The 23,555-nt window shown below is 57.0% G+C and carries 21 protein-coding genes; 9 read left to right on the top strand and 12 right to left on the bottom strand.

Annotation, left to right across the window (positions count from 1 at the left end; translation table 11 throughout):
* Positions 1 to 84: 84 nt before the first annotated feature.
* Positions 85 to 1,209 carry a molecular chaperone DnaJ gene (gene dnaJ / locus GBCGDNIH1_RS03435; protein ID WP_025285614.1) on the top strand — a complete coding sequence of 375 codons (1,125 nt, stop codon included), beginning with the start codon at positions 85 to 87 and terminating at the stop codon, positions 1,207 to 1,209.
* A 195-nt stretch (positions 1,210 to 1,404) separates the two neighbouring features.
* Here the strand turns inward: dnaJ and GBCGDNIH1_RS02470 are convergent, their stop codons facing one another.
* On the bottom strand, positions 1,405 to 2,193 hold the full coding sequence (locus tag GBCGDNIH1_RS02470; protein WP_011630728.1) for an amino acid ABC transporter ATP-binding protein: 789 nt from the start codon (positions 2,191 to 2,193) through the stop codon (positions 1,405 to 1,407).
* A 213-nt stretch (positions 2,194 to 2,406) separates the two neighbouring features.
* On the opposite strand from GBCGDNIH1_RS02470, the gene GBCGDNIH1_RS02370 reads away from it, so the two are divergent.
* A complete protein-coding gene (locus tag GBCGDNIH1_RS02370) occupies positions 2,407 to 3,741 on the top strand; it encodes an Nramp family divalent metal transporter (RefSeq protein WP_011630727.1) in 1,335 nt (444 codons plus the stop codon).
* 142 nt (positions 3,742 to 3,883) lie between these two features.
* Here GBCGDNIH1_RS02370 and GBCGDNIH1_RS02260 read toward each other — a convergent pair whose 3' ends face one another.
* The 5 genes from GBCGDNIH1_RS02260 to GBCGDNIH1_RS01735 form a co-directional block, all read right to left on the bottom strand.
* Positions 3,884 to 4,189, bottom strand: coding sequence for an HU family DNA-binding protein (locus GBCGDNIH1_RS02260; protein ID WP_011630726.1), 306 nt, complete (start codon positions 4,187 to 4,189; stop codon positions 3,884 to 3,886).
* A 242-nt stretch (positions 4,190 to 4,431) separates the two neighbouring features.
* Positions 4,432 to 4,638 carry a cold-shock protein gene (locus tag GBCGDNIH1_RS02245; protein ID WP_025285611.1) on the bottom strand — a complete coding sequence of 69 codons (207 nt, stop codon included), beginning with the start codon at positions 4,636 to 4,638 and terminating at the stop codon, positions 4,432 to 4,434.
* A gap of 123 nt (positions 4,639 to 4,761) precedes the next feature.
* Positions 4,762 to 5,748 carry a quinone oxidoreductase family protein gene (locus GBCGDNIH1_RS02000; protein WP_011630724.1) on the bottom strand — a complete coding sequence of 329 codons (987 nt, stop codon included), beginning with the start codon at positions 5,746 to 5,748 and terminating at the stop codon, positions 4,762 to 4,764.
* Positions 5,749 to 5,760: 12 nt separating this feature from the next.
* Positions 5,761 to 6,264 carry a methylated-DNA--[protein]-cysteine S-methyltransferase gene (locus GBCGDNIH1_RS01975; RefSeq protein WP_025285609.1) on the bottom strand — a complete coding sequence of 168 codons (504 nt, stop codon included), beginning with the start codon at positions 6,262 to 6,264 and terminating at the stop codon, positions 5,761 to 5,763.
* A gap of 101 nt (positions 6,265 to 6,365) precedes the next feature.
* Positions 6,366 to 8,384 carry a thioredoxin domain-containing protein gene (locus tag GBCGDNIH1_RS01735; protein ID WP_025317944.1) on the bottom strand — a complete coding sequence of 673 codons (2,019 nt, stop codon included), beginning with the start codon at positions 8,382 to 8,384 and terminating at the stop codon, positions 6,366 to 6,368.
* A gap of 258 nt (positions 8,385 to 8,642) precedes the next feature.
* Between GBCGDNIH1_RS01735 and GBCGDNIH1_RS25110 the strand changes: the two genes are divergently transcribed.
* The 6 genes from GBCGDNIH1_RS25110 (at position 8,643) to GBCGDNIH1_RS01295 (ending at position 14,647) form a co-directional block, all read left to right on the top strand.
* Positions 8,643 to 8,999: a (2Fe-2S) ferredoxin domain-containing protein gene (locus GBCGDNIH1_RS25110; RefSeq protein ID WP_043452553.1), complete on the top strand. Its 357-nt coding sequence runs from the start codon at positions 8,643 to 8,645 to the stop codon at positions 8,997 to 8,999.
* Entirely contained in the window at positions 8,996 to 10,318 is a 1,323-nt protein-coding gene (mnmE, locus tag GBCGDNIH1_RS01625) for a tRNA uridine-5-carboxymethylaminomethyl(34) synthesis GTPase MnmE (protein ID WP_011630720.1), read from the top strand. The genes GBCGDNIH1_RS25110 and mnmE overlap by 4 nt, the downstream gene beginning before the upstream one ends.
* A 40-nt stretch (positions 10,319 to 10,358) precedes the next feature.
* Positions 10,359 to 12,248, top strand: coding sequence for a tRNA uridine-5-carboxymethylaminomethyl(34) synthesis enzyme MnmG (gene mnmG, locus GBCGDNIH1_RS01550; protein ID WP_011630719.1), 1,890 nt, complete (start codon positions 10,359 to 10,361; stop codon positions 12,246 to 12,248).
* Positions 12,236 to 12,877 carry a 16S rRNA (guanine(527)-N(7))-methyltransferase RsmG gene (gene rsmG / locus GBCGDNIH1_RS01440; RefSeq protein WP_011630718.1) on the top strand — a complete coding sequence of 214 codons (642 nt, stop codon included), beginning with the start codon at positions 12,236 to 12,238 and terminating at the stop codon, positions 12,875 to 12,877. The genes mnmG and rsmG overlap by 13 nt, the downstream gene beginning before the upstream one ends.
* 82 nt (positions 12,878 to 12,959) lie before the next feature.
* Positions 12,960 to 13,784 carry a ParA family protein gene (locus GBCGDNIH1_RS01310; protein WP_157692040.1) on the top strand — a complete coding sequence of 275 codons (825 nt, stop codon included), beginning with the start codon at positions 12,960 to 12,962 and terminating at the stop codon, positions 13,782 to 13,784.
* Complete coding sequence (locus tag GBCGDNIH1_RS01295) at positions 13,781 to 14,647, top strand: ParB/RepB/Spo0J family partition protein (protein WP_011630716.1); 867 nt, start codon at positions 13,781 to 13,783, stop codon at positions 14,645 to 14,647. Before GBCGDNIH1_RS01310 ends, GBCGDNIH1_RS01295 begins: the two co-directional genes overlap by 4 nt.
* Here GBCGDNIH1_RS01295 and holA read toward each other — a convergent pair.
* The 5 genes from holA to GBCGDNIH1_RS00565 form a co-directional block, all read right to left on the bottom strand.
* Positions 14,628 to 15,683 carry a DNA polymerase III subunit delta gene (gene holA, locus GBCGDNIH1_RS00875; protein ID WP_011630715.1) on the bottom strand — a complete coding sequence of 352 codons (1,056 nt, stop codon included), beginning with the start codon at positions 15,681 to 15,683 and terminating at the stop codon, positions 14,628 to 14,630. The genes GBCGDNIH1_RS01295 and holA overlap by 20 nt on opposite strands.
* Before the next feature lie 12 nt (positions 15,684 to 15,695).
* Positions 15,696 to 16,256 (bottom strand): LPS assembly lipoprotein LptE, encoded by a 561-nt coding sequence (gene lptE / locus GBCGDNIH1_RS00775; protein ID WP_025317939.1) that lies wholly within the window; start codon positions 16,254 to 16,256, stop codon positions 15,696 to 15,698.
* Positions 16,257 to 16,373: 117 nt separating this feature from the next.
* Complete coding sequence (gene leuS / locus GBCGDNIH1_RS00685; protein WP_011630713.1) at positions 16,374 to 19,001, bottom strand: leucine--tRNA ligase; 2,628 nt, start codon at positions 18,999 to 19,001, stop codon at positions 16,374 to 16,376.
* A 66-nt stretch (positions 19,002 to 19,067) separates the two neighbouring features.
* Positions 19,068 to 19,661: a Maf family protein gene (locus GBCGDNIH1_RS00665; protein ID WP_011630712.1), complete on the bottom strand. Its 594-nt coding sequence runs from the start codon at positions 19,659 to 19,661 to the stop codon at positions 19,068 to 19,070.
* 44 nt (positions 19,662 to 19,705) lie between these two features.
* Positions 19,706 to 20,557 (bottom strand): pyruvate, water dikinase regulatory protein, encoded by an 852-nt coding sequence (locus GBCGDNIH1_RS00565; protein WP_025285598.1) that lies wholly within the window; start codon positions 20,555 to 20,557, stop codon positions 19,706 to 19,708.
* Between the two features lie 375 nt (positions 20,558 to 20,932).
* Between GBCGDNIH1_RS00565 and hemE the strand changes: the two genes are divergently transcribed.
* Positions 20,933 to 21,964: a uroporphyrinogen decarboxylase gene (hemE, locus tag GBCGDNIH1_RS00335; RefSeq protein WP_011630710.1), complete on the top strand. Its 1,032-nt coding sequence runs from the start codon at positions 20,933 to 20,935 to the stop codon at positions 21,962 to 21,964.
* A 16-nt stretch (positions 21,965 to 21,980) separates the two neighbouring features.
* Here the strand turns inward: hemE and GBCGDNIH1_RS00180 are convergent, their stop codons facing one another.
* The gene (locus GBCGDNIH1_RS00180) at positions 21,981 to 23,402 is read right to left on the bottom strand and encodes an MFS transporter (protein ID WP_043452546.1); all 1,422 of its coding nucleotides are present in this window, start codon (positions 23,400 to 23,402) and stop codon (positions 21,981 to 21,983) included.
* Positions 23,403 to 23,555: the final 153 nt, after the last annotated feature.

Here is a 23,555-nt window from a genome sequence, read left to right as displayed (position 1 = left end):
CTTTTTGATTGCCCCGCCCTGTCATCTGCTGCATGAGCACGGTTTCCGCTCTGCCGCGGACAGGACCTTAGCTGAGAAATGCCCATGGCCAAGCAGGATTATTATGCCACTCTTGGCGTCGCCCGAGACGCCAATGCCGATGAGCTGAAAAAAGCCTATCGCAAGCTCGCCATGCAGTATCACCCGGACCGCAATCCCGGTGATCACGAAGCCGAGGCCAAATTCAAGGAGGTCAGCGAAGCCTATGATGTTCTGAAAGACGAACAGAAACGGGCCGCCTACGACCGTTTCGGTCATGCCGCTTTCGAGAATGGCGGTGGCGGAGGAGGGGGCGGTTTCGGCGGCTTCCAGGAAGGCGGTCTGGGCGATATTTTCGATCAGATGTTCGGCGACTTCATGGGTCGGCGTGGGGGTGCCCCTCGCACAGGGTCCGACCTGCGCGCTGCGGTTGAAATCGATCTGGTCGAGGCCTTCAACGGCACCAAAGCCACGCTGCGCGTGCCCACACGCGTTACCTGCGAGTCCTGCCACGGGACAGGCAGCGAAGACAAAAACAAGAGCGCCGATACTTGTCCGACCTGTCAGGGCGCCGGCAAGGTACGGGCGCAGCAGGGTTTCTTCGTGGTGGAGCGCACCTGCCCCACTTGCGGCGGTGCGGGACGCGTCATTCGTAATCCGTGCCGGGTCTGTCAAGGGGCTGGAACCGTCTCCCAGGAACGCACGCTCCAGATCTCCATTCCTGCCGGAGTTGAGGATGGCACGCGCATTCGCCTCTCGGGTGAAGGTGAAGCCGGCCCGAATGGCACACCGCCGGGCGATCTGTACGTCCATGTCGCCATTCGTCCGCATCCGATTTTTCAGCGGGAAGGGGCAAATATTTTCTGCCGGGTTCCGCTACGGATGACGCAGGCTGCTCTGGGTGCAGAAATCGAGGTGCCCGTGATCGATGGTACCAGCGCCAAGGTCAAAATTCCAGTCGGCACGCAAAGCGGCGAGCAATTCCGTCTGCGTGGAAAAGGCTTCTCTGTCCTGCGTAGTCCGGCACGAGGCGACATGTATATTCAGGTCAATGTCGAAACGCCTCAGCATCTCAGCAAGCGGCAACAGGAATTACTGGAAGAATTCGAGCGTGAAGCCTCCACGACCAAAGCAAGCCCAGAAGCTGAAGGATTCTTTGCCAAGGTAAAGGAATTTTTTGAAGGACGCTGATTTTCTCAGCCAAGCCCATCAAAAATAAACAGATCATACCAATATAATGATGAACCCTGTAGCAGAATACACGTTCAGGGTTTAACTGCGGCGCTTCCCCCCCCCCACCTGTGCCGCAGGAAAAACAGAGGCGGCACGATCTCCCCCGATCGTGCCGCCCAATTTTTTTAGGTGGGATTGTCTGCCAGGCACATTTCAGGCGGTTGCGAGAAACGCCCTCAGCTCAGGGGGATCAGTCCGTTCAAAAAACACTGATGGCACGTCATCTACCAGAATATTGCCTTGATCCATGAAAATAATGCGATCTGCCGCCTTGCGGGCATATTCAAGCTCATTCGCAACACAGATCATGGTGATGCCGCTTTTTGCTACACTCTCCATCACCTCCAGCACGGGCCCCTTCATCTCCGGCGGCAGCGCCACGGTTGGTTCATCGAACAGCATGATACGCGGAGACATACACAAGGCGCGGGCAATGGCGACACGCTGCAACTCACCGGCATTCAAGCCAGAGGGATGCTGCTGCGCCCTGTCCAGCAGGCCGACCTGGCGCAATGCCTCAGCAGCACTGGCCTCTGCTTCTTCACGCCGCATACCGCGCGACCAGATGGGGGCCAGTGTACAGTTTTCCAATACGCTCATATGCGGGAATAAATTGACGCTTTGAAAAATCATGGCCACGTCCCGCTGTATGCGACTGATACAGGCGGGGTCATCGGTCAGCTCCACCCCATCGACCAAAATACGGCCGGTCTGATGGGTTTCCAGACGGCTGATACAGCGCAGGGCCGAAGACTTGCCGGAGCCTGATGGACCGCAGAGCACGACGCAGCTTCCCTCCTCCACGCACAGGGAAACATCACGCAATACCTGCATGCGCCCATACCATTGATTGACCTTCTCCATGATGACCACCGCACGATTGCAGAGCGCAGATGGCTCACCGGAGTCAGGGGTAAAAACGGTGGCAGGGGCTTCTTTCATACATCACGTCCGTTGGGTCGAGGCGCGCAGGAACATGATCGCGGGCCATGTCTGATTGTCGGCGCTCCCCCCTTTCCGCGCAAGCTGCATCCAGCGCAGCATGCCATCCTTTACAGCGCTCACCTTCTCTCTTGACGTTTTGTAGCACAGGTTACACTTTTTGGATCAGGTCCGGCACACACCGGTTTTTCTCACGACGAACCGTAGTATTTCATGACTCAGATCACTCCCACCTGTGCGCCACCCCCCGGTCCGACCATAACGGATCGCACCTCCTTACGCCTGTCCAAGGCAATCGCCGGCAAAAGCAGAGGCTGGAAAACCGGTCTTCTATTTGCCGGACCGGCCGTGATCGCTTCCATCGCCTATGTCGATCCCGGCAATTTCGCGACCAATATTCAGGCTGGCTCACGCTACGGCTATACACTGCTCTGGGTCGTGGCAGCCGCGAATCTGATCGCCATGCTGTTTCAGGCCCTTTCAGCCAAACTCGGCATCGCAACCGGGCGAAATTTGCCGGAACTCTGCCGGGACCATTTTTCCCGCCCATTGGTGATCGCGTTATGGATCATCAGCGAAATTGCCGCGATGGCAACCGATCTGGCAGAATTTCTGGGGGGGGCGATCGGACTGGCCCTGCTGTTCAGGCTTCCTCTGATCATCGGTATGGTGGCCACGGCCATGATTACCTTTGCCCTGCTGCTGTTTGAAAAGCGGGGATATCGGGTCATGGAGCTTGTCATCGGGGCCTTAGTGGCCACGATCGGCCTCTGCTATCTGGCTGAAATGTTCATTGCACCGGTGGATTGGACCGCTGCGGCTTGGGCGACCATCACGCCACGTCTGCCAGATGCAACAGCCCTGACAATCGCCACCGGGATCGTGGGGGCAACTGTGATGCCACATGCCGTTTATCTCCATTCCGGCCTGGCACAGAATCGCGCCGCTGCTGCCACGGATGACGCATCCCGGCATCGTCTGATTCGCTTTTCCAACCGGGAAGTCATACTGGCTCTGGCACTTGCCGGGATGGTCAATATGGCCATGGTGATCATGGCCGCATCAGCCTTTCATATCGGGCATAGTGACGTGGCTGAAATAGAACAGGCCTATCATACCCTGACGCCGCTTCTGGGCGCGGCCGCCGCCGCCATATTCCTGATATCCCTGATTACATCCGGTATTTCGTCATCTGTCGTCGGTACGATGGCAGGTCAGATGATCATGCAGGGTTTTGTGCATATTCGTATTCCAGTCTGGCTGCGCAGGCTGGTTACAATGGTTCCGGCTTTTATCGTCATTCTGGCGGGCGTGAACGCAACCGATGCGTTGGTCATCAGTCAGGTCATTCTCAGCATCGCCCTGCCCGCCCCCATGATCGCCCTGATCTATTTCAGCGGACACCGTGAATTGATGGGACCGTTCGTCAATCATCGGGTGACACAATGGGTCGCCTCAGCCGCTGCCGCCATTGTGCTGGGGCTGAATATGGTGCTGCTGATACAGGCTTTCGGATTTACCATTCCCGGTCTGCCAGTTGCTCCCTGAAAAATCCGGCCAGACTGGTTTGGGGTAAAAGATACCCAGATAAACAAAAAGCAGACTGCCATTGAACAGCCTGCTTTTCGCTTTTCATGAATCCTGCTTCCAAAGCAGGATACCTACCATCAGACGCAATTAGCGCGATGGATCAGGCCTTCTTGGCCTTTGCCTTGACGGCGGTACCGTTAACGGCATCCTTCAACGCCTTACCAGCACGGAAGCGGGCCGCACGGGTCGCGGCGATTTCAATCGTCGCACCAGTCTGCGGATTACGGCCCTGACGAGCGGCGCGTTCGGACACATCAAAAATGCCGAGACCGCTGATGCGGACTTCCTCGCCCGCCTTCAGCGTGGCACTGATCGTCTCAATTGCAGCGGACACGACGGCATCAACCGTAGCCTTGGTCTGGTCAGTTGATTTGGCGATCTTATCAATCAGATCGGCGTGGTTCATTGCGCTTCTCCCGTCTCTGGCTTTCTATGGCCGATGGTTGGAACTGCTGGTCAATGCCTCAATGGAGACAGACCAGCGCCTGGTCAATGGTTGAACTGGTCTGGCTGGCTCAAGAAAGCAGGCAATAAGAAAAAAGACTCGTGCCGCCCGACACTGCTCATGATGAAGCATAAAGGCACATCCGGCAGACAGGTACTCCGTTGAGAGACCTGACCAGCCGGATATGGAAAGAGTTAATCGTATCAGGCGAGCTTCAGATTAACCGCGGAGGTCTTGCCCTGACGACCGGCTTCAAGGTCGAAGCTGAGCTTCTGACCATCATCCAGCTTGGACAGGCCGGCCTTCTCGACGGCGGAGATATGCACGAACACGTCTGCACCGCCCCCATCCGGGTGAATAAATCCATAACCCTTGGTCGCATTAAACCATTTGACGGTGCCAGTCGGCATCAACGCCTCCCCGTTAGTTTCATCGGCATCATGACACGATACCAACCGTGACGGAAAGGGTAATGGCCGAACGACATAATAATCAATGTCTGATCGGCCTCTCAGTGCAGATTTATTGAGGTTTCAGGGGATCAGAATCGTACTTCCCGTGGTCCGGCGCTCTTCAAGAGCACGTTGGGCCTCTGCTGCCTGCTGCAGCGGATAGGTCTGGTTGATTTCGATATGGACATGACCGGTGGAAACGACGTCGAACAGATCCTGCGCCATAGCCAACAAATCAGCCCTTTTTGCCGTATAGGTTGCCAGGCTGGGCCGTGTGACAAACAGGCTTCCCTTGGCGGACAAGGTCGTTAATGAGAATGGCGGCACCGGGCCGGAAGCGTTGCCATAGCTGACCATCAGCCCCAGCGGCGCCAGACAGTCGAGACTGGCATCAAACGTATCCTTACCGACGCTGTCATATACAACCGGCACCATTGCTCCCTGTGTGATGCGGCGGACCTCGCCTGCAATATCGGCGGGGTGATCATTGGAAGACACGATCACATGGCTGGCTCCATGGGCACGCGCCAAGGCCGCTTTTTCCTCGGTAGAAACAACACCAATGACCGAAGCCCCCAGATAAGCGGCCCACTGGCAGAGTATCAGCCCCACTCCACCCGCCGCAGCGTAGACCAGAATCGTATCTCCGCGTTTGACCGGATAGGTCCGCCGCAGAAGATATTGCGCCGTCAGACCCTGAAGCATCATGGCGGCGGCTGTCTGACAGCTGATCGAATCAGGCAATTTGACCAGCCGGTCGGCTGCGATCGTGCGCTCTGTCGCGTAGGCGCCTAACGGGCCAGTCGCGTAGGCTACCCGGTCTCCAACCTGAATATCTGTCACACCTGCACCGATTTCGATGACGGTGCCAGCTCCTTCCATTCCCAGAACAGTCGGAAGCGAGGGCGCTTTGTACAAACCGGAGCGGAAATAAATATCAATGAAATTCAGCCCCACCGCAGCGTGACGAATGACAGCTTCTCCAGGTCCTGGAACAGGGGTTGGCACATCCTCCCATGAAAGAACATCCGGACCGCCATGAGCGTGCATACGAATTGCTTTAGTCATGACAAATCCTTGTCAGGAACGGGGTAATGACGGCTGGAAAGAGGGTGATGCCGGATGAACCATATCCGGATCAGGATTTTCAAGCGACAGAAGGTACTGCTTCGTTTCCACGCCATCCAGCCCGCTATATCCGCCAAGAGCGCCATTGCTGCCAATGACACGGTGACAGGGAATGATAATGGGTATGGGATTGAAATGATTGGCCTGACCTATGGATCGTGCCGAACCCCCGACTTTCGCGGCCAATGCCCCGTATGTCATTGTTTTTCCATAAGGAATATCCTGTAAAGCCTGCCAGACTTTTCTGCGATAGCCGGTACCCTCGGGCATCAGCGGAAGATCGAAGTTTTTCAGATCACCATCGAAATAAGCCTGGACCTGCTCTGCGGCTTTTTTCAACAGCGGTGTTCGATCACGGCTGTCCATCCCTTCTCCCCAGTCGAGGGAAACAATAGCCCCCTCATCTTCCGTGATGGTCAGAACACCCAGGGGTGAATGAAGGGAAAGCTGCGGCATGGGGGATCCGGTCTCGTAAAAAATTGAGGTGAAAGACAGGAGCATTCAGTCTGATTACATCCGATCAGATCTTTCATACGCGGTATCGTGGATAACGTCATTCATGAGGCGCTGATGGCTGCTTTGACCGCATCCAGCGTTGTCAGCGGTGCGCTGCATAGAGTCTGCCTACAGACCAGCACGAAAAACGTTTGAGCGACATGGTCTGTCTGCCTGTCAGGAGCAGCATGCAGAGGCTTACGGCACACCAGCACGGAAGGATCGCCAAGCGCCAGCACCTCCCTGACCATGGACTGCAGATGCGGATCATCAGCCTGCCCATGAATACTCACCAGCGTTCCGCGCGTCAGCAAATCTGCCGCCATCAACAGATAGGGTGAAGATGCCAGACTTTGCGGACGTCCGGTAAAGGCACGGATCAGACCGGAAGCAGCCTCATACCATCTCTGCTCGCCGGTGAGATGATAAAGCCGGGCCAGCGCATCAGCCATCATGCCATTGCCGGACGGCACGGCATTGTCGCTCGCTGTACAGGGCCGGGTCAGAGGAACGTCATCGGCATCATGGGCCGTCGTATAAAACGCACCGGTTTCAGAGCTGAAAAAGGATCGGGCAGACTGGGCGAGGGTGACAGCATCAGACAGGTAACGCTCCTGCCCTGTTGCCTCATAAAGGGACAGGGCGGCGCGGATCATGGAGGCCTGATCATCCAGCAAGCCGGCCGCAGTGATCCGGCCCAGACGCCATGCATGTGCAATTCGTCCATCCTCCGACCCCAGTGCAGCCCTGACCGCTTCATAGGCGCTTTCCGCCGCGGATAACCAGTCTGCACGGTCCAGCGCAATGGCAGCCCTGACCAATCCGACGATGACCAGTCCGTTCCAATCAGCCAGCACCTTGTCATCACGACCGGGGCGGGGACGGTTTTCCCGTGACTGGAACAGAATTCTGCGCTCCTGCGCCCAGCTTTCAGCATCAGCCTCCGGCGATATGGTAAGGCGCCGCAGAATCGTGTGGCCCTCCCAGTTGCCTTCCCGGGTGACATCGAAAGCCTGTTTAAAGCCGGTTGCGGCCTCTCCCAACAGGGCATCTATTTCATCCTCATGCCATATATAGAATCGGCCTTCCTCGCCCTCACTATCCGCATCCTCGGACGCCGCGAAAGCAGTGCCGCCCCCCTCGACCGGAACGGACATGTCCCTGATCAGCCACCCCACCGTTTCCTCGATACAGCGCGCATAAAGTGGTGTGGGATTCTGCGCATATCCCAAAGACAACAGCTCCAGAATCTGGCCGTTATCGTAGGCCATTTTCTCGAAATGCGGCACCAGCCACTCTGCATCGGTTGAATAGCGGGCAAAGCCGCCACCTAGATGATCGTATATGCCGCCGCGCGCCATATGACTCAGAACCGCGTGCACAGCGTCGGACAGTTCAGGGCGACCGGTGCGATGGAATTCCTGCCAGAAAAAACGGAATACCGGCGCATTCGGGAATTTGGGAGCCCCTGTGAAACCGCCTTTCTCCGGATCCAGATTGCGCAGAAGGGCTGCATCGACCGCATTCAGCAATAATACATCGACCTCGGGCCCTGCTGCCGTTTCCGAGAGGCGGTTCATGGCGCGCGTCAATTGCCCGAGATTCTGTTCAATCGCCGATCTTCTGGTGGCCCATGCATCCCTGATGGCCGCGAGTACCTGCCGGAATGAAGGTCTGCCGAAACGCGGCTCCGGGGGAAAATACGTACCTCCCCAGAAAGGTTGACCCTCTGGGGTTAGAAACATGGTCAATGGCCAGCCGCCCTGCTGTCCCATCGCGTGCAGCGCCGACATGTAGATATGGTCAATATCCGGGCGCTCCTCCCGATCGACCTTGATGCAGATGAAAGCGTTATTCATCTCATCGGCGGTTGCCTGATCTTCGAAGCTTTCATGCGCCATGACATGACACCAGTGACAGGCCGCATAGCCAATGGACAGCAGAATGGGCCTGTCCGTTTTTCGGGCATGTTCCAGGGCTTGTGTACCCCAGGGTAACCAGTGAACAGGATTATCCGCATGCTGCAACAGATAGGGGGAAAGCGCTTCAGAGAGATGGTTACGGTTTGGCGCGACGGTCATCGTCATTCCATATACTGTCACAAGGCTGGCAAGGCAGATCGTCTATGGCGAGGCTGGATCGAGTGTTTCACGTGAAACACCATACAGGAGTGTATGCATCAAGTGCCTTTACAATAGCGAGATTGGCACACTGATATTCGTACGCAAGCAGCTTTATAGAATCCGTCAGAACGATCATATCCGTCGCTGCTCCATGGCTGATAAAAGGTGTTTCCGATGAGTGATCAATCTGTGACCACTGAAATGACAGGCCACAGGATGGAAACCGATCCACCGCTTTACTTCGATATCCATCTGTTTGTTTGTTGCAACCGTCGCCCGGACGATCATTCACGTGGCTCCTGCGCTGCAAAAGGATCTGAAAAACTGCGGGATTATATGAAGGCCAGAGCAAAGGAGATGAGTCTGGCAGGATTCACAATGCCGAGCCTGCGTATCAATACAGCTGGATGCCTCGATCGATGTGAACAGGGGCCCTGTCTGGTCATCTATCCGGAGGGTATCTGGTACACCATTTCCTCCACCGAGGATGTCGATCAGATCCTGATGCGCCATGTCAGTCAGGGAGAGCGAGTACCTGAGCTTATGTTACCTGCCGAAACGGCTCCCCGATGAGTCAGGAGACGATTTTTGCACTGGCCTCCGGTGCGGGCCGCGCTGCCATCGCGGTGATACGGATCAGCGGTCCCGCAACACGGAATACGGTGACCCATCTATGCGGAACCCTGCCCCCGCAACGAAAAAGCAGCCTGCGGAGACTGAGAAACCGGAGTGGGGAAATACTGGATCAGGGCATCATCCTCTGGTTTGCTGGTCCCGGCAGCTTCACCGGCGAAGACTGTGCTGAGCTGCATCTTCATGGCGGCAATGCCGTGATTGAAGGAATGGCTGACGCGCTGGTCGATCTTGGATTGAGACCGGCAGAAGCAGGTGAATTTACCCGTCGTGCGTTCCTCAACGGCAAGCTTGATCTGACTGAAGCAGAAGCCGTTGCCGATCTGATCGACGCAGAAACCAGTGCCCAGCGTCGTCAGGCCCTGCAGCAACTGGATGGTGGCCTGAGTCGTCAGTTGGAGACATGGACTGCAACGCTGACAAGAGTGTTAGCCTGGCAGGAAACGCTGATCGACTTTCCGGACGAGGATTTACCGGCTGAAGTGGATGCTGCTTTACGAACTGACCTGCTCCTGCTTCGTCAGGAAATGGCTCAGGCGCTCAACGAAGGCGCAAAAGCGGAAAAACTGCGTGAAGGGCTGATCTTTACCATTCTCGGCAAACCGAATGCCGGAAAATCCAGCCTGCTGAACAGTCTGGCGAGTCGGGATGCCGCCATTGTTTCCTCACAGCCCGGCACAACGCGGGATACGATCGAAGTCCGTCTAGTTCTGGCAGGCGTTCCGGTTACACTGATAGACACAGCCGGATTACGGGACAGCGCCGACAGTATCGAGGCTGAGGGAGTCCGTCGTGCTCTGGCGCGAGCTGAAAGTGCTGATCTCGTGCTAAGGACTGTCGATATCTCGACAGCGACAGAGGCTGATTTCTCGGCTGAACAATGGCCGGGATCATCAGAGGCACGATCCTTGATGATCGGCACGAAATCTGATCTTCCATATACACCCCCTTCATCACCGGACATTGTGTTGGTCAGCACGCTGACAGGGGACGGGATGGAGAGGCTGAAAACGATGCTGGAAGCGGAAGCACGGGCGCTGACATCCCACGCCACCGGAGCACCTTTGACACGGGCACGCCATCGCGCTGCCCTGCAAGACGCGATCCAGCATCTGGAGGATGCCGAATCAGCCCGGCTGGAAGAATTACGCGCCGAAGAGATCAGGCTCGCCCGTCAGGCTGTTGGCCGGGTCACTGGACAGATCGGGGTCGAACAAATTCTGGACCACGTCTTTTCCAGTTTTTGTATAGGAAAGTAGGGGCCACCCTTTGTAGCGTGCCCGACAGGATTGATACCTTATGAATACCTCTGACCATCCCGCCCCGGCCGCCTACGATGTGATCGTAGTCGGAGGAGGACATGCAGGCTGCGAAGCAGCAGCAGCAGCAGCCCGTACCGGAGCCATCACGGCTCTGGTCACGCATCAGGCAGCAACGATTGGTGAAATGTCCTGCAATCCTGCCATTGGCGGTATCGGCAAGGGGCATCTGGTGCGGGAAATCGACGCGCTGGACGGACTCATGGGACGCGCGATCGACCAGGCCTGCATTCATTTCAAAATGCTGAACCGGAGCAAGGGGCCAGCCGTACGCGGGCCTCGTGCCCAGGCAGATCGGAAGCTCTACAAAAAAGCCGTTCAGGATATTCTTCATACCACTCCCCATCTGTCCATCATCGAAGGATCAGTTGAGGATCTGATCACCAGCTCCGGCACACAACAGACCGTGCAGGGTGTGATCCTGCAGGATGGGCGGCATCTGTCTGCCTCTGCCGTGGTCTTGACAACCGGTACCTTTCTGCGGGGCGTGATCCATTGCGGTGAACAGCGATCCGAGGCCGGACGTGTGGGGGAAGCACCGTCTATCGGTCTGGCAAAGCGGCTGGATGCTCTTAATCTCCGTATGGGGCGGCTAAAAACTGGCACACCGCCCCGTATCGACCGCCGCAGCATCGCATGGGAGGATCTTCCGGAAGATCGTGGAGAAAATCCGCCGACTCCATTCAGTACCCTGAACCATCACATTGATCTGCCACAGATATCCTGCCGCATCTCGGAGACCACCGCAGATACCCATCAGATCATCCGCGACAATCTGCACCGATCCGCGGTCTATGGTGGCATGCTGAGTGGCAAAGGGCCTCGCTATTGCCCTTCCATTGAGGACAAGGTCGTCCGCTTTCCCGATAAGACCCGCCATCAGGTGTTTCTGGAACCGGAGGGGCTGGATGATTTTACCGTCTATCCAAACGGCATCTCCACCAGCCTGCCAGCCGAGGTGCAAGAAGCCCTGCTTCATTCCATGCCCGGCCTGCATAATGCCGTGATTATCAGGCCCGGTTATGCGGTGGAGTATGATTTCGTTGATCCTCGCTCCCTGCGTCCCTCTCTGGAGCTGAAGGAGTTACCGGGGCTGTTTCTGGCCGGGCAGATCAATGGTACGACCGGCTATGAAGAGGCTGGTGCACAAGGGCTGATGGCCGGGTTGAACGCAGCCCGGAAAGCTCAGGGATTGGATAGCGTTACGCTCGATCGGTCTCAGGCCTATATCGGTGTTCTGATTGACGATCTCACCACGCATGGCGTTACTGAACCTTATCGCATGTTCACATCCCGATCAGAATTCCGCCTGACCCTGCGGGCAGATAATGCCGATCGCCGCCTGACCCGTTGGGGGCGGCAAGCAGGTTGTGTCAGTGATGAACGATGGAAGACCTTTGCTGCCTACGATCAGGCCATGAACGACGCTTTGACGCTGGCCGCTCAGGATACACGGACACCTGTCCAGTTGCAGCAGGTGGGGATTACTGTACGACAGGATGGCCGCCGCCGCCCTCTGCTCTCTCTGATCGGTTCTGACCCTGAACAGGATCAGAAATTGAATCAGGCCTTTCCCTGGCTGCACGATCTTGATCCACGCGTGCGGGAACAGCTGGAAATCGAAGGGGCTTATTCCGGCTACCTGTCCCGGCAGGATAAAGAACGCCGCGTCCTGCAACAGGAGGATACGATTTTACTGAGCGATCATATCGATTACAGCGCTATTGGTGGTTTATCCGCTGAAATCCGGGACAAACTGCAATCCCTTCGCCCCACTTCATTGGGAGCAGCCTCCCGGATGGAAGGCATGACCCCGGCTGCCCTCGCAGCCATCAGCCATTTCGTTCGCCGCAAGCAGTGTTTCACGTGAAACAACCCCTTATTAACTGTCAGATTATCCGTACTCTCCTCCCGGCCGGATCGGGTGTTTCACGTGAAACAGGGGAAAAACTCGCCCTGTATGAATCGCTGCTGACACGCTGGACCCGCACGGTTAACCTGGTCAGCCGGAATGATGTGGAGCATATCCGTGATCGCCACATCTTGGATTCTCTCCAACTGCTGCCTCTGCTGGAACCATTACCTGGACCTCTGATCGACATTGGCTCCGGCGGTGGATTGCCCGGCCTGGTTCTGGCTATTGCTACTGGCCGGGAAACCCATCTGGTGGAAGCAGACCAGCGCAAGGCGGCTTTTCTGCGGGAAGCCGCCAGAGCCACAGAGTCCAATGTCACCGTTCATGCCTGCCGGATCGAACAATGTAATATTGCTCCCGCCCCGGTTCTGACCGCCCGTGCGCTTGCTCCCCTGAACGTGCTGCTTGGTTATGCCTTACGCTTGCTAAGCAAAAACGGCGTTGCCCTTTTCATGAAGGGAAAAACAGCAGAGCAAGAATTGACGGAGGCCGCGACAGAGTGGCACATGCGCGTACAACTAAGCCCAAGCCGCACTCATCCCGAGGCTTCCATTTTACGGATAGACGAAATTTCTCGTGTCTGAGAAACCGAAAAGCCCTTTTCGGGCATTGAAAAAACCCTCCGGGCAGGTCTCCGAATCAACCGAGAGTCCTTCCTCTCCGGTGATAACCAACAGCAAAACACGTCCGAAAATTCTTGCTATTGCCAACCAGAAAGGGGGAGTCGGCAAAACCACGACGGCGATCAATCTGGCCACCGCGCTCGCTGAAACCGGAGAGCGGGTACTGTTGATCGACCTCGACTCTCAGGGCAATGCGTCCACCGGTCTCGGCATCCCCCGCAATCAACGTGGCCATGGTTCCTATGCCGTGCTGATGGGTAGCCACAAAGCGGCTGATGTCATACGCACAAGCATTGTTCCCAACCTGTTTCTGATCGTGGCAGAAATTGATCTGGCCGGCACTGAAGTGGAGCTGGTCGCCCAGAACCGCCGTGAGTACAGGTTGAGAGAGGCGCTGGATGCTCTAAAAAATGCTGACCAAACCCCTGAACTTTCTTTCGATCACGTGTTGATTGACTGCCCGCCCAGCCTTGGCCTGCTCACATTGAATGCCCTTGTCGCAGCAGATTCGGTGCTGGTACCCCTGCAATGCGAGTTCTTCGCTCTGGAGGGCGTAACCCAACTTAATCGTACGGTTCAGGCTGTGCGACGGGCGCTCAATCCGGCTCTGGAGCTGGAAGGGATTGTGCTGACGATGTTCGATCGGCGTAACAACCTGTCAGAACTGGTCGCGGCGGATGCAAGAGGATTTTTCGGTGCCAAAGTCTATGACACTGTGATTCCGCGCAATATTCGCCTCTCTGAAGCGCCGAGCCATGGCAAGCCGGTGCTGCTCTACGACAGTAAATCCTCCGGCGCGCAGGCTTATGTTCAGCTGGCAGACGAGTTACTGAAGCGTGAACGCAAGGCAGGGACGAAAGCGGTATGACAAAATCCCCCCAGACGCGGCTGGGCCGTGGATTGGCAGCTTTATTGGGCGATGATCTACCGACACAGGATACGGAGCGCCGTCATCCTGATATCGCCATGCTGGCAGTGGAACTGCTTGCCCCAAGCCCCTTTCAACCAAGAGGAACCATTGAACCGGATGCCTTGGCCGAGTTGACGGAATCCGTTCGTGCCAGAGGCATCCTGCAACCCTTGCTGGCCAGACCCGATCCCGATCTTGCCGGACGTTACCAGATCATCGCCGGTGAACGCCGCTGGCGGGCCGCTCAGGCAGCCGGGCTGCATGAAGTGCCTGTGCTGGTGCGTGCCCTGTCCGACAGCGATGCCATGGCCGCGGCCCTGGTCGAGAATCTGCAAAGGCAGGATCTCAATGCCGTGGAGGAAGCAGAAGGCTATCGCCGCCTGTCCGAGGAATTCGGCCTGACACAGGAAAAACTGGGCGATGCGGTCGGCAAATCCCGCAGCCATATCGCCAATACACTTCGGCTGCTTAATTTACCTTCCCCCGTCCTGCACGAAGTCAAAAAAGGTGCTCTCAGCGCAGGCCATGCCAGAGCCTTGCTGTCGCATGCCGATCCGGCAACAGCCATGCTGACGGTGCTGGCAAAAGGCCTTAATGTGCGACAAACAGAGCAACTGGTTGCACGCAAGAACGCTCCCCCTGTCACGGCGCAGGAAAGAGCCGCCCGTCGGGATCCCGAAATTGCTGTTCTGGAACGTGACCTCAGCAATCATCTGGGGCTGAAAGTCACCGTCACCTATGATGGTCAGAGCGGGGATATACGCATTCGCTACAAATCACTTGATCAATTGGATGGCCTGATCACCCTGCTGACCCGTTAAACCCCTTGTTAAAAACCCCTCTGGCAGCAGCCTGACGTGCCCGCAGAGCGATACTCATGACCGCCTGACGACAGATGGTCTCATCAGGGGCACCGCTCTGCTTACAGGCTTTCTCGGCCTGCCAAAGCATGTCGCAGATCGCGGCCAGCATCTCATCCCGCCAGAGCGTGAGAGCCTTCGTAAAAGCGGGTACCCGTTTGAAGAAAACCGGAGGCTTTGCCTGCCTGACAGCCTCAGCCGCGCTTGTTCCGTTTTCCTGCATCACCGCACGCAGCTTGCGAAGCCGCTGCATATGCTGAAGCGCCATTCTGACCACGGCAATCGAGGTCGTACCCTCCGACAGAGCCAGTGACAGGGCGCGTTCAGCGCCTGAAATGTCACCGATGACAGACGCATACAGTGCATCTTCCAATGACAATCCGGCGAGGTCGCCAATACAGGCATGTGCTGCCTCTATTGTCGCGGTTCCATCCTGACCGACATACAGGGCAAGCTTGTCGATTTCACGCCGCGTCAGGGCACGATCAGCCCCCAGATGATCGCAGAGCCATTTCAGCGCATCAGCCTCAATGGAAACACGATCCCGGGCCAGAGAATCCTGAATAGTCTGGGACAGGCTTCTACCTTCATCGGGATAACAGGCAATGGAGGCTGCACTGGCCATTTTCTCGGCCAGCACACGAAGCTTGGAGCGTGGCGTCAATGTCCCTGCTTCCAGAATGACCAGCGCTTCCCCCTGCCTCTCCAGACCGGCCTGCAGAGGGGCAGCGAAAATGTCGGCCGCTTCCCTGATTCTGATGACACGACGGCCGCCCGTCAGGGACAGACCCGCCATTTCATTGGGAAGATCGGCCGCCTGTTCCGCGGCCAGTTCGATAACACGAAAAGGATCATCAATCTGCCCTGCTACCAGCCGTGTCAGACTGGTCCCGCGCTCACGGACCAAACCATGATCATCCCCGTAAAGCAGCACAGCCCGCACAGCCTGATCAGGCTGACGCAAAAATGCTTCCGCCTGACGTGCATCAAATTTCATGCAGGCTGCACCTCAGCCTTTGCTGTCTGAAGCAACGGGCTTTATTGCTTCATCTGCCTGTTTTTTTTCGAAATACTGGGCAAGATCAAGCGTAATCTGGTTGGCAAGTTCCTCTGCCATACGGCGCAGGACCGTTTCCGAATTGATATCCATGGCAAAGAACTGACCATTCGACAGATCAATGCCATCGAGTGTGTAAGCACGTCCTTTGGTCAGAATCGTTTTTTTCAGATCGTCAGCCGTCAGGGTCCAGTTGGCGATCCCATGCATCCTGAGCCGGGTGGTCGAGTTATCGGGCATGATCCCGGCACTCTCGTTATTAACGGTATAAAAAACCGACAGCTCATAGCGAGGAAGTTTGCTTCCGCCTGTATAATCAAAGCGATTCTGCAATGCCTGACGCAGCAGCACGCCATTATGATCACTGATCAGCGCCACAGAGATAGCTCTGAGCTGCTCCTGAACAGGGGTAAGGGCACCGTCCTTGCCCGGCGCATAGACGGCATGCCACCCACAACCAGGCAGCAGTAGCAACCCACCCAGTGACAGTAGCGTGCGGCGTTTCAGGTCCATGGTCTTTTCCCTATCCCACACGGGCCTGTCTGTGTGCGTCAGACAAGCCCGTGGATCAAAGCTTTTCCCTCTTTGCGGCCAACCGCGCGGACGGACCGCTACCCAACCCTGTGAACCCTATCCGGCAATAACGAAATTGACGATGCGGTTGGGAACATAGATGCGCTTGACCACGCGCTTTCCTTCCAGCGCCCGCACAACATTCGGATCGGCTTCAGCCTGCGCAATAACACTGTCCTGATCAGCATCGGGGGAAATGTCGAGGGTGGCGCGCAATTTGCCCATGACCTGAATCGCTATAGTGACCGACTGCACCACCAGCAGCGCAGGATCGGCAGATGGCCAGACCTGCTCGGCAACCAGCTTCGGCCCCTGTTCGATCAGTGTGGCCATTTCCTCTGCCAGATGCGGCATCATCGGTGCGATGATTCGTGACAACAGGGTGATGGCCTCAACCCGGGCCGCTGTCATGCCCGGTTCAGCAGCTTTCTTTTCTGCTTCAGTCAGAGCATTGGCGAATTCGTAAACCCGCGCCACAGCAACGTTGAAGTTGAAGCCCTCCAGTGCTTCTGTCACCGCAGCCACCGTACGGTGGGTCATACGCCGTAACGTCATCGCCGCATCGGATGAAGCATCGTCCCGGTTTGTTTCCTCCTTTGCGATGCGCGCAACCGCCTCGGCCAGACGATAGAGGCGCTGGACAAATCGATATGCACCGACAGCCCCGGCATCGGTCCACTCCATATCCCGCTCGGGCGGGTTGTCAGAGAGAATAAACCAACGCGCCGCATCGGCTCCGTAGCGGTTGAAGATTTCTCCCGGTGCCACGGTATTGCGCTTGGATTTGGACATTTTCTCGCCGCGACCGACCTGAACCGGTTCGCCGGTTGCCGTCTCGACCACCGTCTCGCCATGACGAGTAACCTCGACTGGCGAAAGCCAGCGTCCATCGGCAGCACGATAGCTTTCATGCGTCACCATGCCCTGCGTGAACAGCCCGGCAAACGGCTCCCTGACTGGTACATGGCCGGTATCGGCCATGGCCCGGGTAAAGAACCGGGCATAGAGCAGATGCAGGATGGCATGCTCAATCCCGCCAATATACTGATCAACCGGCAGCCAGTTTTGCGCCGCTTCCTTCAGGACAGGCACATGCGCATGCGGGCTGGCAAACCGTGCGAAATACCAGGAACTGTCGACAAAAGTATCAAACGTATCGGTCTCCCGCACGGCTGCCGCACCACAGGAGGGGCAGGTCACGTGTTTCCAGCTTGGATGATGATCCAGCGGGTTGCCGGGACGGTCAAACGTCACATCTTCCGGCAAAGTAACGGGCAACTGATCGGCGGGCACCGGAACCGGACCACACTGATCGCAATGGATGATGGGAATGGGGCAGCCCCAGTAACGCTGCCGGCTGACACCCCAATCCCGCAGACGCCAATTGGTGACACCCTGCCCCCAACCCATTGCTTCCAGCCGGGTAATGGCTTCCCGTCTGGCGGCATCCGGGGTCAGCCCATCGAAAGGTCCGGAGTTAAAAAGAATGCCATCCCCGTCATAAGCCTTCCTGCCGATCGTGAAGCTGGCCGCATCCTGATCAGATGGCAAAACCACCGGCGTGACGGACAGATCATACTTGCGGGCGAAATCCAGATCGCGCTGATCATGCGCCGGGCAGCCGAAGACGGCGCCGGTGCCGTAATCCATCAGCACGAAATTCGCGATCCAAACCGGAAAAGTCTCATCACAGAAAGGATGCTTGACCCTTAACCCGGTATCGAAACCGCGTTTCTCGGCGGCTTCAATGGCAGCTTCACTGGTGCCGAGAGAACGGCATTCAGCAACGAAAGCAGCCAGAGCAGGATGATGTGCCGCCAGTGCTGCCGCCACAGGATGATCCGCAGCAATAGCCACGAATGACATGCCATACAGCGTGTCAGGGCGGGTGGTATAAACCTCGATCTCACGCTGATCACCCAGCGGCTCGACCAATGGAAAACGGAGCCTGGCTCCTTCACTGCGACCGATCCAGCGGGACTGCATAACCCTGACACGCTCGGGCCAACGATCGAGCTGATCCAGCCCTGCCAGCAATTCTTCAGCATAGTCGGTGATGCGCAGGAACCACTGCGACAACTTCTTCCGCTCCACCGGCGCGCCGGAGCGCCAGCCTTTGCCGTCAATGACCTGTTCATTGGCCAGCACGGTTTCATCAACCGGATCCCAGTTGACCCAGCTCTCCCGGCGCTCCACCAGATTTTTTTTCAGGAAATCGAGAAACAGAGCCTGCTGATGGCCATAATAGGAAGGGTCACAGGTGGCGAATTCGCGTTCCCAGGTGATGGACAGACCCATGCGCTGCAATTCACCGCGCATGGCGGCAATATTGTTCCAGGTCCATTGCCCCGGATGCACACCGCGTTCCCGTGCCGCATTCTCGGCCGGCAATCCGAACGCATCCCATCCCATGGGATGCAACACCTGATAGCCCTGAGCACGCTTGTAACGTGCCACCACATCCCCAAGCGTATAATTACGCACATGCCCCATATGGATCTGCCCACTGGGATACGGGAACATTTCAAGGACATAATAGGTTCTGGCGCCCGGATCAGGCACATCAGGAACGGTAAAGCAGGCCCGCTCGGTCCAGGCCAACTGCCAGCGCCGTTCGGCGCTGGCAAAGTCATAGGAACGGTCCGGGCGCTGATCGCTCTGGAGATCGGTGATGCTGTCGGTCATGAACGGCTGTATTCCTCACAGCCGTTTTCTTGACAAGGGAAACCCTGAGGACTCCCTGGTTTCCTCCTATACCGTCAAAGCCTGATGCTGCCGCAGAAAGCCCAGCAAGGGCAGCAAAGGCATGCCAAGAATGGAAAAATAATCACCCTCGATACGATCGAACAACTGGATACCCGGTCCTTCCAGCCGATAGCACCCGACACTGCCCAGCAGTGCCTCCCCCTCCTGTGCCAGATACCGGTTCAGGAAATCCTCGCTGAAGCGGCGCATATGCAGGCAGGGCGTCTCGACGTGATGCCAGAGACGGCTGCCCCCTTTCGCACAGACCACCGAGGTGACGAGATGATGCGCCCTCCCCCGAAAATCCAGCAACCGGGCGCGCGCCCTTTCCAGATCGGGGGCCTTGTCGAACCATGCACCTTCACAGACCAGCAGCTGATCGGACCCGATGACCACAGAATCCGGATAACGCCGCGAAATCCGTTCAGCCTTCAGATGGGCCAAAGCTGTCGCCGTCTCCGCAGCAGAAGCGCCTTCAGCCCGCATGGATTGCTTTACCATATCTTCATCAACAGCAGCCGGGATGCTTTCGGCATCAATTCCAGCCTGTTCGAGCATGGACCGCCGGGCAGAAGAGGCGCTGGCAAGAATAAGCTTCATGGCATGGCTCCGTCCTGACGATGAAGGATCCGGCTATGGCGCGGCTAACCACCGGGAGGCAAGGACCGCCGCCGCTCATGCCATGCCTCCACCAGTTGCAGCACAGTGGCCGCCGTTTCCTCGATCGAACGTCTGGTGACATCAATCACCGGCCAGCCTTTCCGCGCACAGAGACGCCGCGCCCAGATCAGTTCGGCCTTGACGGACTCCAGATCAACATAAGCGGTATTCTGCTGCACATTCGGCTGGCCACCGATCAGTTTGAGCCGGTGGCGGCGAATTTCGATCAGGGCTTCCGGATCGATGGTCAGGCCAATCACGGGTACAATGGGCGCTTCCAGACCGGGCGGTTCCGGCAAGCCGGGAACAAGCGGAATATTGGCTGCCTTGACGCCACGATTGGCAAGATAGAACGAGGTCGGCGTTTTAGAGGAGCGTGATACCCCGACCAGACACAGATCGGCCTCATTGATCCCGACCTGAGCCTGGCCATCATCATGCGCCAACACGAAATGCATGGCATCGATCCGGCGAAAATAATCGGCATCCAGCACATACTGACGACCGGGTCGGGCTATTGCCTGTTCCCCGATATGGTGTTGCAGCAGGGACAGAACCGGATCCAGCACATGCACCACCGCAATCCCGATCCGGGAACAGAAATTCTCCAGCTCACTGCGCAATCCCGGCTCTATCAGCGTTGACAGGACAGGACCGGGTTCAGCCTCGATCCCCTCAAGGACACGATGAAGCTGAAAACGGGTTCGGATCAGGGACCAGCGATGATAGATGATCTGGGCATGCTCGAACTGGGAGACAGTGGCCCGCGCTATGGAATTGAGCGTTTCTCCGGTGGCATCGGAGACCAGATGCAGATTCATGCGATGTGCGGTCATGACCCGAATCCATTTTCCTGTCTCCCGCCCATCCTTCAGCAATGTGCTGACTTCCGGAAGGCGCGGTCCTGAATCACCTTAGTGAATTACCGTAGTACCGGGGATAACCCCTCTTTCCACCAAGGTCGCAAACCATGCGTACCGAAACAAGGGGACAAACTCACGAATCACGGGTACTGGGCATGAATCGTACACCCATGTGAAAAGTTTTCTGGATAAATGCTGTTTCACTTTATCTATCAGTTACTTATCTGCATCTTTCGGTGTGGATAAAGTACGTAGTAAAATCCGGATTCCGGGTACCACGTTATCCACAGGGTTCTATCTATTCCCCTCCCTTTTCCTTTTCTTCTTTATCCTTTTTAAGCAGGTCTTATGAACAAACCGATCCTGCGCGTGCTCCGTGGTGAAGCACTCCCCGTTCCTCCCGTCTGGCTGATGCGTCAGGCAGGTCGGTATCTGCCCGAATATCGGGAGGTCAGAGCAAAAGCAGGCAGCTTCCTCGGTCTTGCCACCCATCCCGAATGGGCAGCGGAAGTAACCCTGCAACCTATTCGCCGTTTCGGAATGGATGCAGCCATTCTGTTCAGCGATATTCTGATGTTGCCATGGGCTTTGGGCTACGGGCTGCATTTTGCCGAGGGTGAAGGCCCCGTACTGCCGAAACTTGAAGAAGCGGATATCGACCGGCTCGATTTCAGCCAGCTGATCCCGCGGATTGCTCCGATTATGGAAACCGTCACACGGGTTCGCGAACAGCTTCAGCAGCTTCATCCAGAAACGACGCTGATCGGGTTTGCCGGCGCTCCGTTTACCGTCTCCTGCTACATGGTCGATGGAGGGGGCGCCAAGGAATTCCCCCGCACCCGGCATTTCGCCTACACAAATCCCGAGGCTTTTGACCGTCTGATCGCCCGCCTGACAGAAGCAACCATCACCTATCTGTCAGCACAGGTCGAAGCAGGGGCGGAAGTGCTGATGCTGTTCGACAGCTGGGCCGGTTTACTGTCTCCGCTCAGTTTTGCCCGTTGGGTAACTGCACCGGCACGCCAGATCACTGCAGCGCTGAAAGCGCGTCATCCATCGGTGCCGGTGATCGGTTTTCCAAGGTTGGCTGGCACATTGCTACAGAATTATGCTTCAGAAACCGGGGTCAATGCGGTTGGAATGGATACCTCCGTTGATCCGGCCATGGCGCGCAAAATGGTGCCTGCGGAAATAGCGCTGCAAGGCAATCTCGATCCCCTGGCTTTACGCGCGGGTGGAGAGGCCATGAGGCGGGAAGTATCCTCGATTCGTCAGGCTATGGCGGGACATCCGCATATCTTCAATCTCGGCCACGGCATTGTACCGCAGACACCGCCGGAGCATGTGGCCGAATTGTTGAACCTGATCAGAACAATCTGAAACGGGCCGGGCAAGGTCAGGCTTTTCTACTCAGATCTTGCCCATCCGTGCTGTTGAGCCGGGATGCGCAGAGAATGGCCAGTGCCGAAATAGTGGCAATGGTCACGAAGCCGGTTGCGAAATCAGTCATATCGGGCTGCGTACGGGGCCCTGCAAGCATGGAGAGACTGACGGAGATACCGGCAATACAAATACCAGCCGACAGCGTCATCTGCTGAAACGTCGTGTAGAAGCTGGTGGCCTCGCTCATCCGTTCACGCGGGACATCAGCATAGGCGATGGTATTGTAGGCAATGAACTGAAGCGCCTGAAACAGCCCGGCCGGAGCCAGTACCAGAAAAAACCATCCATGCGGCCAGGATGGCTGAAATGTCGCACAGAGCAACACGGCCGTACTGGACAGGGCGCCATTCCAGATCATCACGCGCCGGAAACCGAAACGGCGTAAAATTCCGGCGGCCCATGGCCGGATCAACAGTGAGCCGGCAGCCCCGACAAAGGTCAGTGATCCACTTTCAGCAGCACTCATGCCCATGCCGAGTTGCATCGTCATGGGCAGCAGGAACGGCATGGCTCCTGCCACCACCCGGCTGCACGCGCCTCCCAACACCGATAGTCGGAAGGTACGGATACGCATCAGCATCGGGTTGAGGATCGGATGAGGGATAGTCCTGCTATGCCGCAAATACAGCCATCCGCTGCCCAGTCCGATCAGGGTCAGAATGGCGGCGCTGGACAGAGCCATTCCATCTGTGCCTGACGGGCCTCTGCCGAGCGTTTCCATGGCCCATAACAGAGAGGCCAGAGCCGTTCCCGAAAGCAAAAGTCCCTTGACATCAAGCGGACGAAGCTCTGCCTCAGTCACATTGGGAACGAACCGTGCCGCAAGACCCATGCCAATCAATCCGATGGGCAGATTGATGTAGAAAATCCAGCGCCATGACAGCCATGTCGTCAAAAACCCGCCGACAGGCGGTCCCAGGACAGGCCCCAATGTGGCCGGAATAGTCATCCACGCAATAGCGGAGACCAGCTCATGGCGCGGCACGTTCCTTAACAGTAACAGCCGTCCTACCGGCACCATCATGGCCCCGCCCGCACCCTGCACCAGCCGGGCGATGACCATTTCCGGCAGGGCATTTGCCATGCCACAGACCATCGACCCGGTTACGAACAAGGCAATGGCCCCCATGAAAATCCGGCGACTGCCGAAGCGATCCGCCATCCAGCCCGATGCCGGGATGAACACTGCCAGGCTGAGGAGATAAGCCGTCAGCGCCACGCTCATTTGCAGGGGGGCAACGTCAAAACTCTGCGCCATCTGAGGCAGGGCCGTGGCCAGAATGGTTCCGTCCATCAACTCCATGAACAGCGCAGCGGAGACGATGAGCGCCAGTATTCTCGATGATACTGGCCGGGAAGAGCGTGGCTGGGTCATAAGGTCTTTATGAACTGCCCGGCGGTGGTGAAAACGCCAATGGTGCACATGGCGGGCTTGCATCCAGCCTCTGCCCTGTGTACCCGGCTCTGATATATCTTCTTGTTCCCGGCTTTGTGATGGCCGGCCCTGTCGCACCATTGTCGATGAATC

It is taken from the genome of Granulibacter bethesdensis CGDNIH1 (genome assembly GCF_000014285.2).
In the GTDB taxonomy this organism is placed as follows: Bacteria; Pseudomonadota; Alphaproteobacteria; order Acetobacterales; family Acetobacteraceae; genus Granulibacter; species Granulibacter bethesdensis.
The sequence above is the reverse complement of the archived record's forward strand: the minus strand, read 5'-3'. Positions and strand labels throughout refer to the sequence as shown.